This window comes from Brevundimonas sp. NPDC055812 (assembly GCF_053616535.1).
In genome coordinates this window covers 249,327-264,571 of record NZ_JBSHDX010000002.1, presented here as the reverse complement: position 1 = coordinate 264,571, position 15,245 = coordinate 249,327, and the positions used below count along the sequence as shown (strand labels likewise).

General features: G+C 67.9%; 17 protein-coding genes. All 17 read right to left on the bottom strand.

The window, feature by feature from the left end; genetic code table 11:
* Positions 1-169: 169 nt before the first annotated feature.
* The gene (locus tag ACWGL1_RS04240) at positions 170-592 is read right to left on the bottom strand and encodes a hypothetical protein (RefSeq protein ID WP_452111274.1); all 423 of its coding nucleotides are present in this window, start codon (positions 590-592) and stop codon (positions 170-172) included.
* A gap of 40 nt (positions 593-632) precedes the next feature.
* On the bottom strand, positions 633-1,622 hold the full coding sequence (gene thiL, locus ACWGL1_RS04235; RefSeq protein ID WP_452111273.1) for a thiamine-phosphate kinase: 990 nt from the start codon (positions 1,620-1,622) through the stop codon (positions 633-635).
* On the bottom strand, positions 1,609-2,145 hold the full coding sequence (gene nusB / locus ACWGL1_RS04230) for a transcription antitermination factor NusB (RefSeq protein ID WP_422388293.1): 537 nt from the start codon (positions 2,143-2,145) through the stop codon (positions 1,609-1,611). The genes thiL and nusB overlap by 14 nt, the downstream gene beginning before the upstream one ends.
* Positions 2,142-2,603 carry a 6,7-dimethyl-8-ribityllumazine synthase gene (gene ribH / locus ACWGL1_RS04225; RefSeq protein ID WP_003169442.1) on the bottom strand — a complete coding sequence of 154 codons (462 nt, stop codon included), beginning with the start codon at positions 2,601-2,603 and terminating at the stop codon, positions 2,142-2,144. Before ribH ends, nusB begins: the two co-directional genes overlap by 4 nt.
* Positions 2,600-3,736, bottom strand: coding sequence for a 3,4-dihydroxy-2-butanone-4-phosphate synthase (ribB, locus tag ACWGL1_RS04220; RefSeq protein ID WP_291782345.1), 1,137 nt, complete (start codon positions 3,734-3,736; stop codon positions 2,600-2,602). The genes ribH and ribB overlap by 4 nt, the downstream gene beginning before the upstream one ends.
* The gene (locus ACWGL1_RS04215; protein ID WP_452111272.1) at positions 3,733-4,323 is read right to left on the bottom strand and encodes a riboflavin synthase; all 591 of its coding nucleotides are present in this window, start codon (positions 4,321-4,323) and stop codon (positions 3,733-3,735) included. The genes ribB and ACWGL1_RS04215 overlap by 4 nt, the downstream gene beginning before the upstream one ends.
* Positions 4,324-4,400: 77 nt before the next feature.
* On the bottom strand, positions 4,401-5,027 hold the full coding sequence (gene ribD / locus ACWGL1_RS04210; RefSeq protein ID WP_452111271.1) for a bifunctional diaminohydroxyphosphoribosylaminopyrimidine deaminase/5-amino-6-(5-phosphoribosylamino)uracil reductase RibD: 627 nt from the start codon (positions 5,025-5,027) through the stop codon (positions 4,401-4,403).
* Positions 5,027-5,500, bottom strand: coding sequence for a transcriptional regulator NrdR (nrdR, locus tag ACWGL1_RS04205; RefSeq protein WP_003164743.1), 474 nt, complete (start codon positions 5,498-5,500; stop codon positions 5,027-5,029). The genes ribD and nrdR overlap by 1 nt, the downstream gene beginning before the upstream one ends.
* Before the next feature lie 12 nt (positions 5,501-5,512).
* Positions 5,513-6,796: a serine hydroxymethyltransferase gene (glyA, locus tag ACWGL1_RS04200; RefSeq protein WP_046653460.1), complete on the bottom strand. Its 1,284-nt coding sequence runs from the start codon at positions 6,794-6,796 to the stop codon at positions 5,513-5,515.
* Between the two features lie 80 nt (positions 6,797-6,876).
* The gene (locus ACWGL1_RS04195; RefSeq protein ID WP_312217745.1) at positions 6,877-7,062 is read right to left on the bottom strand and encodes a DUF6898 family protein; all 186 of its coding nucleotides are present in this window, start codon (positions 7,060-7,062) and stop codon (positions 6,877-6,879) included.
* A complete protein-coding gene (gene hemA, locus ACWGL1_RS04190; RefSeq protein WP_452111270.1) occupies positions 7,059-8,285 on the bottom strand; it encodes a 5-aminolevulinate synthase in 1,227 nt (408 codons plus the stop codon). The genes ACWGL1_RS04195 and hemA overlap by 4 nt, the downstream gene beginning before the upstream one ends.
* A 122-nt stretch (positions 8,286-8,407) precedes the next feature.
* Positions 8,408-9,616, bottom strand: a complete 1,209-nt coding sequence (locus ACWGL1_RS04185; protein WP_452111269.1) for a sialidase family protein — start codon at positions 9,614-9,616, stop codon at positions 8,408-8,410.
* A gap of 26 nt (positions 9,617-9,642) precedes the next feature.
* Positions 9,643-10,542, bottom strand: coding sequence for a 3-hydroxyisobutyrate dehydrogenase (gene mmsB, locus ACWGL1_RS04180; protein WP_338575633.1), 900 nt, complete (start codon positions 10,540-10,542; stop codon positions 9,643-9,645).
* A gap of 83 nt (positions 10,543-10,625) precedes the next feature.
* Complete coding sequence (locus tag ACWGL1_RS04175; RefSeq protein WP_452111268.1) at positions 10,626-11,369, bottom strand: class I SAM-dependent methyltransferase; 744 nt, start codon at positions 11,367-11,369, stop codon at positions 10,626-10,628.
* Between the two features lie 92 nt (positions 11,370-11,461).
* The gene (gene gor / locus ACWGL1_RS04170) at positions 11,462-12,847 is read right to left on the bottom strand and encodes a glutathione-disulfide reductase (RefSeq protein WP_452111267.1); all 1,386 of its coding nucleotides are present in this window, start codon (positions 12,845-12,847) and stop codon (positions 11,462-11,464) included.
* Between the two features lie 327 nt (positions 12,848-13,174).
* Positions 13,175-13,858, bottom strand: a complete 684-nt coding sequence (gene rpiA / locus ACWGL1_RS04165; protein WP_338575639.1) for a ribose-5-phosphate isomerase RpiA — start codon at positions 13,856-13,858, stop codon at positions 13,175-13,177.
* The gene (gene glmU / locus ACWGL1_RS04160) at positions 13,855-15,210 is read right to left on the bottom strand and encodes a bifunctional UDP-N-acetylglucosamine diphosphorylase/glucosamine-1-phosphate N-acetyltransferase GlmU (RefSeq protein WP_452111266.1); all 1,356 of its coding nucleotides are present in this window, start codon (positions 15,208-15,210) and stop codon (positions 13,855-13,857) included. Before glmU ends, rpiA begins: the two co-directional genes overlap by 4 nt.
* Positions 15,211-15,245: the final 35 nt, after the last annotated feature.

Here is a 15,245-nt window from a genome sequence, read left to right as displayed (position 1 = left end):
TTCCAAGCCCTATGCAACTAGACGCGCGGATCCATGGGCTGCGCTACGGGCGTTGTCGCCTCTCGGCCGCCTTCCGGTCCCCCCGTGCGCTTACGGACGCAAATTCACGCCCCTCGGGAATTGCGGCTAAATCGTGCCAAAAGCAGAGCCGTGGCGCAACAGCGCTCTTCTAGACGGCGCGAACGGTCGTGCGGCGGCGCGCGGCCTGGCTGACGACCTCGACGCGGGCGATCGCGCCCTTGCCGATCAGGGCGTCGGCCGAGCGGATCAGGCTGGCGCTCAAGGCCTCGGCGTCCACCTGGTTCCAGTCGTCAGTCAGGACGAAGGGCGTGCGGTGCCCGGCGCGAACCAGGGCGTCGCGCAGATAGGGCTCCTTGGCCCTCACCGCATCCAGGGCGTGGCCCTGGCCCAGATGCAGCTTCAGCACCACGAAGATGTAGTTTCGGACGCGACCGCCCATGATGATCGGCAGGCCCACCCCGGTCAGGTTGAAGCTCACCGGCTGGGCGGGCGTTTCCGCCGACGGCGAGGCGAACGCCGGCCCCGACAGGGCGGCGCCGGCGACGGCGAGGATCAGGGCGCGGCGGTTCATGGCGGCAGTCTGGCCTGGTCCCGTTAGGATTCCGTTGCCCTCAGCCGTGGGTCCAACCGGTGCGGGTCGGGGTGATGACCTGGCCCAGATAGCGCGGCGACAGCCCCCTGCCCTCGGCCACGCGGCCGACGCAGGTCAGGCGCAGATGGCGGCGCTCGGCCTCGCGGCGCAGGGCGTTCTCGGCGCCCGCCGGGACAGTCAGCAGGATCTCATAGTCGTCGCCGCCGCTGGCCAGCAGCTCCAGCGCCGCCTGCGGGTCGACCCGTCCCTCGAACCAGGCCTGGGCCGCCGCCGACAGGGGCAGAACCTCCAGATCAAGCTCGAGGCTGACGCCGCTGGCCTCGGCGATATGGGCGGCGTCGGCCAGCAGGCCGTCGGACACGTCGGCGCTGGCCGTCGCCAGGCCCAGGACGACGGGTGCGAACTCCACGCGCGGCATGGGGGTGCGATAGGCGGCTTCCAGCGCGTCTATGCGTTCGGGCTCCAGGCTCAGGGTCGCCTGGGCGGCCTGAAGGCCCAGCCAGCCGTCGCCGATCGTGCCGGTGACGAAGACCAGATCGCCCGGCCGCGCGCCCGCCCGGCTGACCGCCGCCCCCGCCGGCGCCCAGCCCAGCAGTGTGGCCGAGAAGCTGGCCGGTCCCGGCGTCTTCACCGTGTCGCCGCCCAGCAGGGAAATGTCGAAAATGGCCTGATCGCGCCGCAGTCCGGCGACGAAGGCCTCGCGTTCCGGCCAGCCGCAACGTTCGGACCAGTGGCAGGCCAGCAGATAGCCGAACGGCTCGGCCCCCTTGGCCGCCAGATCGGACAGGTTCACGCGCAGCAGCTTCTGCGCCACCGTATCCAGCGGGTCGTCGGGCAGGAAGTGGACGCCCTCGACGATCGCATCCTTGGTAAGGATGAGGTCGTGTCCCGGACGCGAGGGCAGCGCGGCCACGTCGTCGGCCAGCCCCCTCGCCCATTCCGGGTGCGCCAGCGGCTTCAGCAGCCGCTGGATGGTCTCGAATTCACCCGCGACGTCAATCGCGGGCATCGCGCGCCACGCCGTCCAGCGCCGCGTTCACGAACTTCGCCTCCGCATCGTCGAAAAAGGCCTTGGCCAGTTCGACGTACTCGTCGATCACGATCTCACGCGGGACGTCGGGCTTGTGCTTCAGCTCCCACGCGCCGCAGCGCAGCAGGGCGCGCAGGGTGGCGTCCAGACGCTCCATCCGCCAATTGGAGGCCAGACGCGCCTTGACCGCCTCGTCGATGGCCCGCTGATCCTCGACCACGCCGTGGACGATGTCGGAGAACCAGTCCTCGTCCGCCTCGGCCAGGGGGGCGCCGTCGATGTCGGCGTCGAAGCGGTGATTGCGGAACTCACGCACGACGCTTTCGACGCCCTCGCCCGCCAGCTCCATCTGATACAGGGCCTGGACGGCGGCCAGGCGGGCGACCGTGCGGGCGCGGCGTTGACGGCTGGTCAGTTGCGGTTCGGCGCGAGCCTTCTCGGCCTCGGCCAGCTGGGCCATGACTTCGGCGACGGTCGCCGGGGCGCTGGTCGGTTCGGTCACGAGGCCAGCCCCCCGCGCAGGCGCTTGCGGATGGCGATCAGGTCCAGGCAGGCGCGGGCCGCGAAGCCGCCCTTGTCGCCCTCGCTGAGACGGGCGCGGGTCCAGGCCTGCTCCTCGTCCTCGGTCGTCAGGATGCCGTTGCCGATGGCCACGCCCTTCAGGCCCAGATTGCGGATGCCGGCGGCCGACTGATCCGAGACGATCTCGAAATGGTAGGTCTCGCCGCGGATCACGCAACCCAGGGCGACGTAGCCGTCATAACGCGGGGCGGTCGGATAGCGCCCGGCCTCTTCGGCCATGGCGATCACGGTCGGCACTTCCAGCGCGCCGGGCACGGTCACGACGTCATACTGGACGCCTTGCGCGCGCAGGGCGTCCTTCGCCCCTTCCAGAAGGGCGTCGGCCAGTTCGTCGTAGAAGCGCGCCTCGACGATGAGGACGCGAGTGGGGTCGTTCAAGATTGGTCTTCTCCGTCCATGTCGCGCCAACCGGCGATGCGCAGGCCGTAGCCTTCCAGCGCCGTCGGATTGGGTCGCGTCGAACTCATCACGATCATATCCTTGACGCCGAGGTCGAGCAGAATCTGCGCCCCGACGCCATAGGCCTTCAGCGAACGATCCACGGCGGCGGGCTTGCTGGTGGCGCCCAGCCGCTCGGCCAGACCATGCAGACCGGGATCACGCAGGAAGACGACGACGCCCGGCCCGTCCTGGGCCGCCAGCGCGCGCATGGCCCTCGGAATATAGTCCTGACGGGCCTCGACATGGCCCAGCAGGTCGGCGGCGAAGTCGATCTGGTGCATGCGCACGACGGTCGGCTTCGCCGGGTCGATGTCGCCGCGCACCAGGGCGATGTGCTCGGCGCCCTCGATGGTGTTGCGATAGAGGATCAGCTTGAACGCGCCGCCGTGGACGCTCTCGAACGGCGTCTCCATCACGCGCTCGACAAAGCGCTCGGTGCGGCGGCGATAGGCGATCAGGTCGGCGATGGTGCCGATCTTCAGCCCATGCAGCTGGGCGAAGGCGATCAGGTCGGGCATCCGCGCCATCGTCCCGTCGTCCTTGATGATCTCGCAGATCACCCCGGCCGGGATCAGGCCGGCCATGCGGCTGATGTCCACCGCCGCCTCGGTATGGCCGGTGCGGACCAGGACGCCGCCGTCGCGCGCGACCAGCGGGAAGATGTGGCCCGGCGAGACGATGTCGTCGGCGGTGCGCGACGGATCGGCCGCCACCTGGACCGTATGGGCGCGATCGGCGGCCGAGATGCCGGTCGTGACGCCTTCCTTGGCCTCGATCGAGATGGTGAAGGCCGTGCCCATGCTCTCGCGGTTCTCGGCGGCCATCGGCGGCAGGCGCAGCTGCTTGGCGCGCTCGGACGTCAGGGCCAGACAGACCAGGCCCCGCGCATAGCGGATCATGAAGTTGATCTGGTCCGGCGTGGCGAACTGGGCCGGAATGACGATGTCGCCCTCGTTCTCGCGGTCCTCGGCGTCCACCAGGATGTAGGGGCGGCCGTTGCGGGCGTCCTCGATAATGTCCTCGATCGAGCTGATCGGGCTGTCGGTGTTGTAGACGGCCAGTTTCATCATGCGGTCTCCTGCCACCGCGCGAGGTAACGCGCCAGCATGTCGATCTCCAGATTGACCTTTTCGCCGACCTTCAGGTCGCCGAGGGTGGTCGCATCCCACGTGTGCGGGATAATATTCACGTCGAAGCGGCGCTCATGCACCCCATTCACCGTCAGGGAAACCCCATCGACCGTGATTGAGCCCTTTGGGGCGATGAATCTGTGCAGGGGCGCGGGCGCCTCGATCACGATGCGGTGCGATCCGCCCTCGGGCGTGATGGACACGACCTCGCCCAGACCGTCGACATGGCCCGAGACGATATGGCCGCCCAGTTCGTCGCCCAGCTTGGCGGCGCGCTCCAGATTGATGCGGCTGCCCTCGCTCCAGTCGCCCAGCTTGGTCTTGGACAGGGTCTCGCCGGACACCTCGACGGCGAACCAGCCCTCGCCCTTTTCCGTGACAGTCAGGCAGCAGCCCGCATGGCTGATGGAGGCGCCCAGGTCGATGCCCGCCGTGTCCCACACGGTCTCGACCTCATAACGACGGTCGCGGTTGGTTTCACGGACGCTGCGAACGCGGCCGATGTCGGTGACGATGCCGGTGAACATGAAAGCTCCGGTCCCTTCGGACCCAAAAAACAGAGTCTAATTAGTCTAATTCGTCTGAAATCGCGCCTGAGGAGACGTCAGATGCGGGCGTAGCGTTCCCACAGATCGTCTCCGACAGGCTCGACGCCCAGACGACGGAACTTGGGGGCGTCGGCCACCTTTGCAAGCGCCAGAGAGGCGACGCAGGGCCTGCCCTCCCCGCCCAGCAGGATCGGGGCGCGGAACCACTCGATCGCGTCCACCGCCCCCGCCTGGATGAAGGAGGCGGCGACACGGCCTCCGCCCTCGATCAGGATGGAGCCGACGTTGCGGGCGGCGAGCGCATCGAGGACGGCTGAAATGGCGGGGCGGCCGTCTTCGGCGGCGACCGCGACGACCTCTGTATGACCGATGGCGTGAGGCGCGGCGGCCGTGAGGATCAGGGTGTTGCCGGATGCGACCTTGGCCATCGCGGGGGTCCGCAAGCGGCTGTCGAGGACGACACGCAAGGGATGCGGACCGGCATGGTCAGGAAGACGCACCGTCAGTTCGGGATCGTCGGCCAGCACCGTCTCGACGCCGACCAGGATGGCGTCATGCGTCGCGCGCAAGCGGTGGCCCTGCTGGCGCGCCTCTGGCCCGGTGATCCACTGGCTTTCGCCCGTGGCCGTGGCGATGCGGCCGTCCAGCGAGGTGGCCAGCTTAAGGGTGACGCGAGGCCGCATCAGTCCTGGCCGGACTTGGTCTCGTCGAAACCCTCGTCGCCGAGGAATTTGGCGAAATCGCTGGTGTGGCGGAAGTCCTTGTAGACCGAGGCGTAGCGAACGTAGGCGACCTCATCGACCGACTTCAGCGCCTTCATGATGAAGTCGCCGACGATGTGCGAGGGGATCTCGGTCTCGCCCAGGCTTTCCAGCTGACGCACGATGCGGCTGACCAGAAGCTCGACCTGATCAGGCTGCACCGGACGTTTCCTCAGGGCGATGCCCAGCGATCGCTCCAGCTTGTCGCGGTCGAAGGGGGTGCGGCGGCCGTTCCGTTTCAGGATGACCAGTTCGCGCAGCTGCACCCGCTCGAAGGTGGTGAAGCGCCCGTTGCACTGCGGGCAGGACCGACGGCGGCGAATGGCCGCGCCGTCGTCAGACGGGCGGCTGTCCTTCACCTGGGTGTCGGCGTTTCCGCAGAAGGGGCACTTCATCCGATGGGCCCCTTAGCGATAGATCGGAAAGCGCGCAGTGAGCTCGCGCACCTGAGCCGCCACGCCCGCGACGACGGCCGGATCGGCTTCATCTCCGCCGTTCATCGAAGAGACGACATCGGCGATCCAGTGACCGATCTGCTTGAACTCCTCCTCGCCGAAGCCGCGCGTGGTGCCCGCCGGGGTGCCCAGACGGACGCCCGAGGTGACGGTGAAGGGCGCAGTGTCGAACGGCACGCCGTTCTTGTTGCAGGTCATCAGCGCCTTCTCGAGCTCATGCTCGGTGGCCTTGCCGGTCACGCCCTTGGGACGCAGGTCGACCAGCATCAGATGGCTGTCGGTGCCGCCCGAGACGATGGCCAGGCCGCGTTCGACCAGGACGGCGGCCAGGGCCTGGGCGTTCTTCACGACCTGCTGGGCGTAGAGTTTGAACTCGGGTTTCAGCGCCTCGCCGAAGGCCACGGCCTTGGCGGCGATAACGTGCTCCAGCGGGCCGCCCTGCAGGCCGGGGAAGACGGCCGAGTTGATCTTCTTGCCCAGATCCAGGTCGTTGGACAGGATCATGCCGCCGCGCGGGCCGCGCAGGGTCTTGTGGGTCGTGGTGGTGACGACGTGGGCGTGCGGGATCGGGTCGGGATAGGCGCCGCCCGCGATCAGGCCGGCATAGTGGGCCATGTCGACCATCAGATAGGCGCCGACCGAATCCGCGATCTCGCGGAAACGCTTGAAGTCGATGTGGCGGCTGTAGGCCGAGGCGCCGGCCAGGATCAGCTTGGGCTTCTCCTTCTGGGCCATTTCGGCGACGTGATCATAATCAATCAGATGATCGTCTTCGTTCACCTTATAGGTGACCGGACGAAACCACTTGCCCGACTGGTTGGCGGGCGACCCGTGCGTCAGGTGGCCGCCGCAGGCCAGATCCATGCCCAGGAAGGTGTCGCCCGGCTGCAGCAGGGAGAAGAAGACCGCCTGGTTGGCCTGCGCGCCCGAGTGCGGCTGCACGTTGACGAAGGCCGCGCCGAACAGCTCCTTGGCGCGCTCGCGGGCCAGATCTTCGGTGATGTCGACGAACTCACAGCCGCCGTAATAACGGCGCCCCGGATAGCCCTCGGCGTATTTGTTGGTCAGGACCGAGCCCTGCGCGTCCAGCACCGCCTGAGAGACGATGTTCTCGGAAGCGATCAGCTCGATCTGCTCCTTCTGGCGGCCAAGCTCGCCCTGGATGCCCTTGAAGATCGCCGGATCGGCGTCGGCGAGGCTCTTGGAGAAGTAGGAGTCGTGGGTGAAGGCGGTCACAGGCAGGCATCCCGAAGGCTGAGGGCGGAAACGGCGCTCTCTTCTAGGCCGCGCCGCCGAACACCACAACATCTAGGGGTTCAGCGCTGTGACAACGCTCGTTTCAGTTTGGCGATCGCCACCCGCTCGACGGCGCGCGGCTCGGCGACGGGCCCCATGGCCGAAACCTCGACGCCGGTGGCCGTGTGGACCGCCGAGCATTTCACATAGGGGCCGTTACGGACGAACTCGACGATGACTTCGCCGAGTTCGGGGTCAGCCGTCATGCGGCGACCGGACGACGCGCCACGTTGCAGTGCGACCAGAGCTTGTCCATCGCCTCGACCAGCTTGTCGATCATGGCGTCGTCATGATCCGGCGACGGGGTGAAGCGCAGACGCTCGGTCCCCTTGGGCACGGTCGGGTAGTTGATCGGCTGGACGTAGATGCCGTGCTCTTCCAGCAGCATGTCCGAGATCAGCTTGCAGTGGACCGGATTGCCGACGTGAACCGGCACGATGTGGCTGACGCTGGGCAGGACCGGGATGCCCGCCTCGGTCAGGCGCCGCTTCAGGGTCGCGGCGCGCTCCTGATGGGCGTCGCGCAGTTCGGGGTGCGCCTTCAGGTGGCGGACCGAGGCCAGGGCGCCGGCGGTCAGGGCCGGCGGCAGGCTGGTGGTGAAGATGAAGCCCGAGGCCCAGCTGCGCACCGCGTCCACGATCACGGCGTCGGCGGCGATGTAGCCTCCCATGACGCCGATGGCCTTGCCCAGCGTGCATTCGACGATGTCGATGCCGTCCAGCACGCCGTCGCGCTCGGCCACGCCCGCGCCGGTCGCGCCGTACAGGCCCACGGCGTGAACCTCGTCCAGATAGGTCAGGGCGCCGTATTTCTTGGCCAGGGCGATGGTGCCGGCGATGTCGGCGATGTCGCCGTCCATCGAATAGACGCTCTCGAAGGCGACCAGCTTGGGCGCATCGGCAGGCGCGGCGGCCAGCAGTTCCTCAAGGTGTTCGAGGTCGTTGTGGCGGAAGATGTGGCGCTCGCCGCCGCCGTTGCGGATGCCCGCAATCATGGAGGCGTGGTTCAGGGCGTCCGAGAAGGTGATCAGGCCCGGAAGGATCTTCTGCAGGGTCGACAGCGTCGCCTCATTGGCCACATAGCCCGAGGTGAACAACAGGGCCGCTTCCTTCTGGTGCCAGCTGGCCAGTTCGGCTTCCAGATCGACCGCCGAGCGCGTGGTGCCCGAGATGTTGCGCGTGCCCCCTGCCCCGGCGCCGGTCTTCTCGACCTCGGCCTGCATGGCCTCGATCACCGCCGGATGCTGGCCCATGCCCAGGTAGTCGTTGGAGCACCAGACGACGACGTCCTGCTGCGTGCCGTCCTCGCGGCGGCGCACCGCCCGGGGAAACTGGCCGCGCACCCGCTTCAGATCGGCGAAGACGCGGTAACGACCCTCGCTGCGGACCTGCTCCACAGAGTTCTGAAAGGCGGACTTATAGTCGAACAAGGCGGCGCTTCTTTCGCTTATGCAGCTTTTGGAGCCTAATTGCGCGCGCCGCCCTGTCTTGTCCATGTCAGGAGCCGGACAAAACGTCCCAACCCCTTAATTGATAACGGTTCTCAGAACCTTCAGCTAGAGGTTTCGGCCAAGGTCTCGATCGGAATACGCGTCACCTGGACATCCTCCTTGTTGGTCGCATAGCCGACATAGAGCCATCCATTCCAGATGACGCTCTTGGGGTAGTGATAGCCGGGCCGCTTGTATTGTCCCTCGTAACGCAGCGGCTGGAGATCGCCCGCCCCGCGCAGGAGAAAGCTGCGGTCGAACAGCCGCCCGTCGGAGCTCAACGTCACGGCCAGGGGGATGCGCGGGCGGTCCGCGTTCGGCGCATTGACCAGATAGGCCGTCCCGTCCGGCAGGTTGCCCGCGCTCTGCTTGGCCCGCGAATCCGGCATGTCGGTCAAGGCGGGCGTGGTCCAGGTCACGCCGCGATCACAGCTTTCCGACGCCAATTGGCGAAAGCTCAGCTCCTCGTCGCGGAAGACCATGACGGCGCAATCGCCGCGCTGGAACAGGCTGGGTTCGATCTCGCGGCTGAGCTGCTTTTCGTGTTCGGCGGCCGCGCCGCTGACGTCGCGAGGCAGGTTCTGCATCCGTCCGGCGGTCCAGCCCGACACGCCCAGAGCGTCATCAGTGTAGAAGGGCGTGGCGATCATGCCCGGACGCCTGTGGAAGCCGGTCATCAGACGGCCGCCGATCAGGTGCGGGTCCTGCTCGATCACGCCCTCAACCGGCCCATCGACGCCCGTGACGCGGCGCGGCTCGCTCCAGGTCTCGCCGTCGCGGCTCAGGCGATATTCGGCATAGCCGCCCGCCCCGGATTGAAAGCCGTCGGGCCAGACGTTGGCGTAGGCCACCAGGGTTTCGCCGTCCGTCCACCATCCGCCGCTGGAGCGCATCACCCCGCCCTCGCCCGCCTCGGCCAGGACGGCGGGCGCACGCCAGGTTTCGCCGTCCTCGCTGACGCTCCAGGCGACCCAGGTATCGGGCGCATCCTCGTCCCGAGCCGAGCTTTGCCACTGGGCGTACAGCCGCCCCTTGAAGGGCGTCAGCACCACGCCGTTGCTGAACCGGTCGGTGTTCTCGTCTGGGGCGAAGACCGTGAACGTCTGGGCGCCCGGCGCCGGTTTCAACCCCAGGTCGGGCTTCCCTGCCTGGAACAGGCCAGGCGCGACCCGGTAAAGCGGATCGGCTGGAGCGGCGGCCATCAGACCGACCGCCGCCACAGCGGCCAGCAGGCGAAGCCCGCCCTGACGCGTCACTGGGTCAAAATTCACTGGGCCAAATTTCGCTGGGCCAAACTTCACTGAGCCAGGGTGTCGATACGGCCGCGCAGCATCTGGACCATGGCGGAGAAGTCCTTGCCGCCGTAGCCGAGGCCGTTGAACAGCGCGTAGAGGGCTTCGGCCTGCGCCCCCAGCGGGGTCGTGGCGCCCGCCTTGGCGGCGGCGTCCTGCGCCAGCTTCAGATCCTTCAGCATCATGGCCGTGGCGAAGCCGCCTTCATAGTCGCGGTTCGACGGGGCGGTCGGCACCGGACCGGCCCAAGGGTAGTAGCTGGTCACGCTCCAGCACTGGCCCGACGACTTGGAGGCGATTTCGAAGAAGCGTTCCGGCTCCAGACCCAGCTTCTCGGCCAGGGCGATGGCTTCACAGGTGCCGATCATCGAAATGCCCAGCAGCATGTTGTTGCAGATCTTGGCGGCCTGCCCCGCGCCGTGGTCGCCCGCGCGGATGGTGATGCGGCTCATCGGGTCCAGCGCCGGTTCGACACGGGCGAAGTCGGCCTCGTCGCAGCCGACCATGAAGGCCAGGGTGCCTGCGTCGGCGGCCGCCGTGCCGCCCGAGACGGGGGCGTCGGCGAAGGCGTAGCCCGCCTCCTTGGCCAGAGCCGCCACCTTGCGCGCCGTCTCCACGTCGATGGTCGAGCAGTCCAGCAGAAGCGCGCTGGACGGCGCCGCGCCGATGATCTGTTCGGAATAGACGCTGAGGACGTGCGGCCCAGCGGGCAGCATGGTGATGACCACCTCGGCGTCCTTCACGGCTTCGGCGACCGAACTGACGGTGCGGCAGCCGGCCTCGGCGGCGCGTTCCAGCGCGGCGGGCGACAGGTCGAAGGCGGCCACGTCATGCCCGGCCTTGGCCTGATTGGCGGCCATGCCGCCGCCCATGTTGCCCAGGCCGATGAAGGCGATGCGAGTCATCTGTGCGTTTCCCTTATGGATTTTGGCCGAGGGTTAGCGCCGCCCGTCCCGCTTCGCCAGTCACCAATTCGAGACGGGACGCCTCAGTTCGGCTTGCGGAAGCGATAGACGAACTGATCGGTCTTGCCCCGGATGGCCTCATCGAAGACGTTCAGGCTGTGGTCGTCGGCCGTATTGGCGACGGCCGTGCTTTCGCCGTCAAACACGAAGCCGGCGGCCTCGACCTCCTTGCGAAGCTGGGCGCCCTCGATGCGGTGCAGGGTCTCGACCACGGAGTTGGCGGCGCCGGGCGCGGCCTGGTGGTCAATGACGACATAGAGGCCGCCGGGCTTCAGCGCCTTGAAGATGTCGGCGTTCATCTTGGCCACGTCCACGTCGAAACGGGGGATGTGGAAGTCGTGATACTCCTGGCTCATGAAGACCAGGTCCAACGGCTGGTCGAAGCTCATGGCGTCCAAGTCGCCGTTGACGCGGCTGACGTTGGGATAGGCGGCGACCAGGGCGTCGGCGCGCGGGTTCTCGCGCTCGGCCGTGCGGTTCGGCACGAAGGCGTAGACATGACCGCCCTCGCCCACGACCCGCGCGAACAGTCGGGTGAAGTAGCCCGCGCCGGGGCGGATGTCGGCGATCCGCTGGCCCGGCTTCACCTGGGCGAAGGCCAGCATCTCGGCCGGATGACGCAAGGCGTCGCGCTCGACCTCATCAGCTGGACGCAGGGCGTCGGCGACGGCGGCCTGATAGGCGGGCGTCGAAGCGTCCTGGGCGAGCGCCGGAGCGCCGCTCAGCAGAACGGCGGCGACGGCGGCGGCGAGCAGATACGGTTTCACGGCGAACTCCTTGATCTCTTGCTGCCCCGGTCGGGGCCCGGTCGGCATAAGGCGCGCGGATAAGGCGGCTGGCAAGCCGCCCCGTCTCAGGATCAACCGGCGGACATGGAGGCCGGCGTCTGCTTTTCCTTCAAGGTGACCAACTCCTCGGCCATGGTCGGATGGACGGCGCAGGTGGCGTCCCACTGAGCCTTGGTCAGGCCCGCCTTCACGGCGATGGCGGCCAGTTGGATCATCTCGGGGCTGTCGGGGCCGACGATGTGGCAGCCGACGACGCGCTGGCTCTCCGCATCGACCACCAGCTTCATCAGCACCCGCTCGTCCGAGCCGGTGAAGGCGTACTTCATCGGGCGGAAGCGGGTGACGTAGACGTCCACTTCGCCCGGACAGGCGTGGCGGGCCTCGGCCTCGGTCAGGCCGACCGTGCCCACCGGCGGCTGGCTGAAGACGGCGGTGGCGACGGCTTCATAGTCGAAGCTCTGCGGATTGTTCCTGTAGACCGTCTCATGGAAGGCCACGCCCTCGCGGATGGCGACGGGGGTCAGGTTCATCCGGTCGGTGACGTCGCCGATGGCCCAGATGTTGTCGACCGTGGTCTTCGAATACCGATCGACCTTGATGGCGTCGTTCTCGTTCAGCTCGACCCCTGCGGCCTCAAGGCCCAGGCCCTTGACGTGCGGCGTGCGGCCGGTGGCGAACATGACCACGTCGGTCTCGATCGTCATGCCGTTCTCGAGGTGGTTCACCAGGCCGGTCTCGGTCTTCTCGATCGAGGCGTGCTGGCAGCCCAGGATGACCTTGACGCCGCGCTTCTCGATCTCGCCCGCCAGATGGGCGCGCACGTCGTCGTCAAAGCCGCGCAGGATGTTCGGGCCGCGATAGATCAGGGTCGTCTCGACGCCCAACCCCGCAAAGATGCCCGCGAACTCCACCGCGATGTAGCCGCCGCCCGCGATCAGGATGCGCTTGGGCAGTTCGGGCAGGTGGAAGGCCTCTTCCGACGTGATGGCGTGTTCGATGCCGGTCAGGCTTTCCGGCTTCCACGGGCGGCCGCCGGTGGCGATCAGGATCTTCTCGGCGGTGATGGTCTGGTCTTTTCCGACGATCTCGACGGTGTGGGCGTCCTTCAGGACAGCGCGGCCGTGGATCAGGTCGACGCCCGCCTTGGCCAGGTTGGCGGCGTAGATGCCCGACAGGCGGGCGATCTCGACATCCTTGGCCTGCAGGAAGGTCGGCCAGTCGAATTTCGCGTTATCGAAGGACCAGCCGTAGCCCTCGGCGATTTCCAAGGCGTGGCTGACTTCGGAGGCCATGACCATGAACTTCTTGGGCACGCAGCCGCGCACGACGCAGGTGCCGCCGACACGGTACTCCTCGGCGATGGCGACCTTCTTGCCGCCCAGCGCCGTCAGCCGCGCCGCCCGCACCCCGCCCGAACCGGCGCCGATGACAAAGAGGTCGTAGTCGTATTGGGCCATCGGGGTCTCCGGCAGGATCGGACTCCGAAAAGATGAGTCCAATTCGTCTGAATCGTCTGAAATCCGCGCGGCTGAGCCGCAGCGCTGACCCGACTTAGGCGCCGGGGCGCGAGGGGGCAAGGCGTGAGGATCAAGCACGCCCGTTTGCCGCATCCCCCCTTCCGTCATCCTCCGGCGAGCGGAGCGAGACCGGGGGACCCAGCGACGCCGAAGGCGATCTTTACAGCAAGCGTGACGGGTGGAGCTTTCGCCCTGACGGGCGCCGCTGGGTCCCCTGGTCAGCGCCGCTGCGCGGCTTGCCGGAGGATGACGAAGAATGGGTAAGGATCAGGGATTAATCGTCTCGACGCCCGCATCCGTGCCGATGACGGCCAGGTCGGTGAGGTCGAGGAACAGGCCGTGCTCGACCACGCCCGTCAGGCTTTTCAGGTCAGCGGCGAGGCGTGCCGGGTCGGCGATCAGCTTGCAGGCTGCGTCGTAGATCAGGTTGCCGCCGTCGGTGCGGATCAAGCCGCGCTCGGCCTCGCGCACGCGGGCGGGCGAGGCGATGTCGTGATCGGCCAGAACATCGGCGATGCGGTTGGCGGTCGTCTTGTGACCGAAGGCGACCACCTCGATCGGCAGGGGGAAGGTTCCCAGCGCAGGCACCACCTTGGCCGCGTCGGCGATGCAGATGCAGCGGGCCGACGCCTCCCACACCAGTTTCTCGCGCAGCAGGGCCGCGCCGCCGCCCTTGATGAGGGCCAGGCCGGGGCCGATCTCGTCGGCGCCGTCGACCGTCAGGTCAATCTTCGGCGTGTCTTCCAGCGTCGACAGGGGCAGGCCCAGTTCGCGCGCCAGATCGGCGGTGCGCTCGGACGTCGGGACGCAGCGCAGATCCGGCAGGTTGCGGGCGGCCAGCGCCTTGACGAACCAGGCGGCGGTGGAGCCGGTGCCCAGGCCGACCACCATCCCAGCCTCGACGTATTGGGCGGCGGCTTCGCCGGCGTTCTTCTTCTGCAGGTCGCTCATTGGGATTTCGCCGCCTTCTTCGCGCGCATGGTTTCCATGAAGCGGGCGGCCCAGCCCGGCTTCGTCGTCTGCTGGCCGCGCGCCAGGGCCAGATCGCCAGGCGCGACATCCTTGGTCACCACAGAGCCGGAGCCGACCATGGAGCCAGCGCCGATGGCCACGGGGGCGACCAGCGAACTGTTCGAGCCGACGAAGGCCCCCTCGCCTACCGTGGTGCGGTGCTTGAAGAAGCCGTCGTAGTTGCAGAAGATCGTGCCCGCGCCGATGTTGGCCTTCGCCCCCACCTCGCCGTCACCGAGATAGGCTAGGTGGTTCGCCTTGGCGCCGGCGTCCATGCGGACGTTCTTGACCTCGACGAAGTTGCCGACCTTGACGCCCTGCCCCAGATCCGCGCCGGGGCGCAGGCGGGCGTAGGGGCCGACCTCGGCGCCGGTCGCGACCTTGGCGCCTTCGATGTGGCTGAAGCTGCGGATACGCGCGCCCTCGGCCACGACCGCGCCGGGACCGAAGGCCACGAAGGGTTCGATGGTCGTGCCTGCGCCGATGTCCGTGTCCCAGGCGAAGTGGACGGTGTCCGGGGCGCTCATGGTCACGCCCTGCGCCAGGAAATGCTCGCGCTGGGCCTTCTGGAACAGGGCTTCGGCCTGAGCCAATTCGGATTGGGCGTTAACGCCCATGACCAAGTCCTCGGCGGCGAAGACGGCGCGGGTCGGGGCGCCGCGCTTGCGGGCCAGCTCAACCACGTCGGTCAGGTAGTATTCGCCCTTGGCGTTGTCGTTCGTGACCTCGGCCAGCAGATCGAAAAGCAGGCCGACCGGCGCGGCCATGACGCCGGAGTTGCAGGCCGTGATCGCAAGAACTTCAGCCGAAGCTTCCTTGGCCTCGGTGATGGCCAGCAGGGCGTCGCCGTCGAGGATCAGACGGCCGTAGGCGCCGGGATCGCGGGCCTCGAAGCCGATGACGGTGACGCCTTCGTGAGAGTCGGCGAAAACCGGCTCGATGTCGGCGGCCTTCAGCAAGGGCACGTCGCCATAGGTGACGACTACATGGCCGACGAAATCGCCCAGCGCGGCCTCGGCGGCGCGCACGGCGTGGCCCGTGCCCAGCGGCGGGTCCTGAACGGCGATGCTGTCGGCGCCGAGGCGCTTTTCAACGTGGGCGTGGACTTCCGGCGAGTGGGCGCCGACCACGACCACGATGCGCTCGCACCCCAGGGCCTCGGCCGCGTCGATGGCGTGATCCAGCATGGCGCGCGCGCCGACCGGGTGCAGCACCTTTGGCAAGGGCGACTTCATGCGCGTGCCTTGCCCGGCGGCGAGGATGATGGCGGCGCGAGGGTGAGGTGCGGTCATGAATCGATCCGGCGGCTTGTCGTTGCCTGCGATCT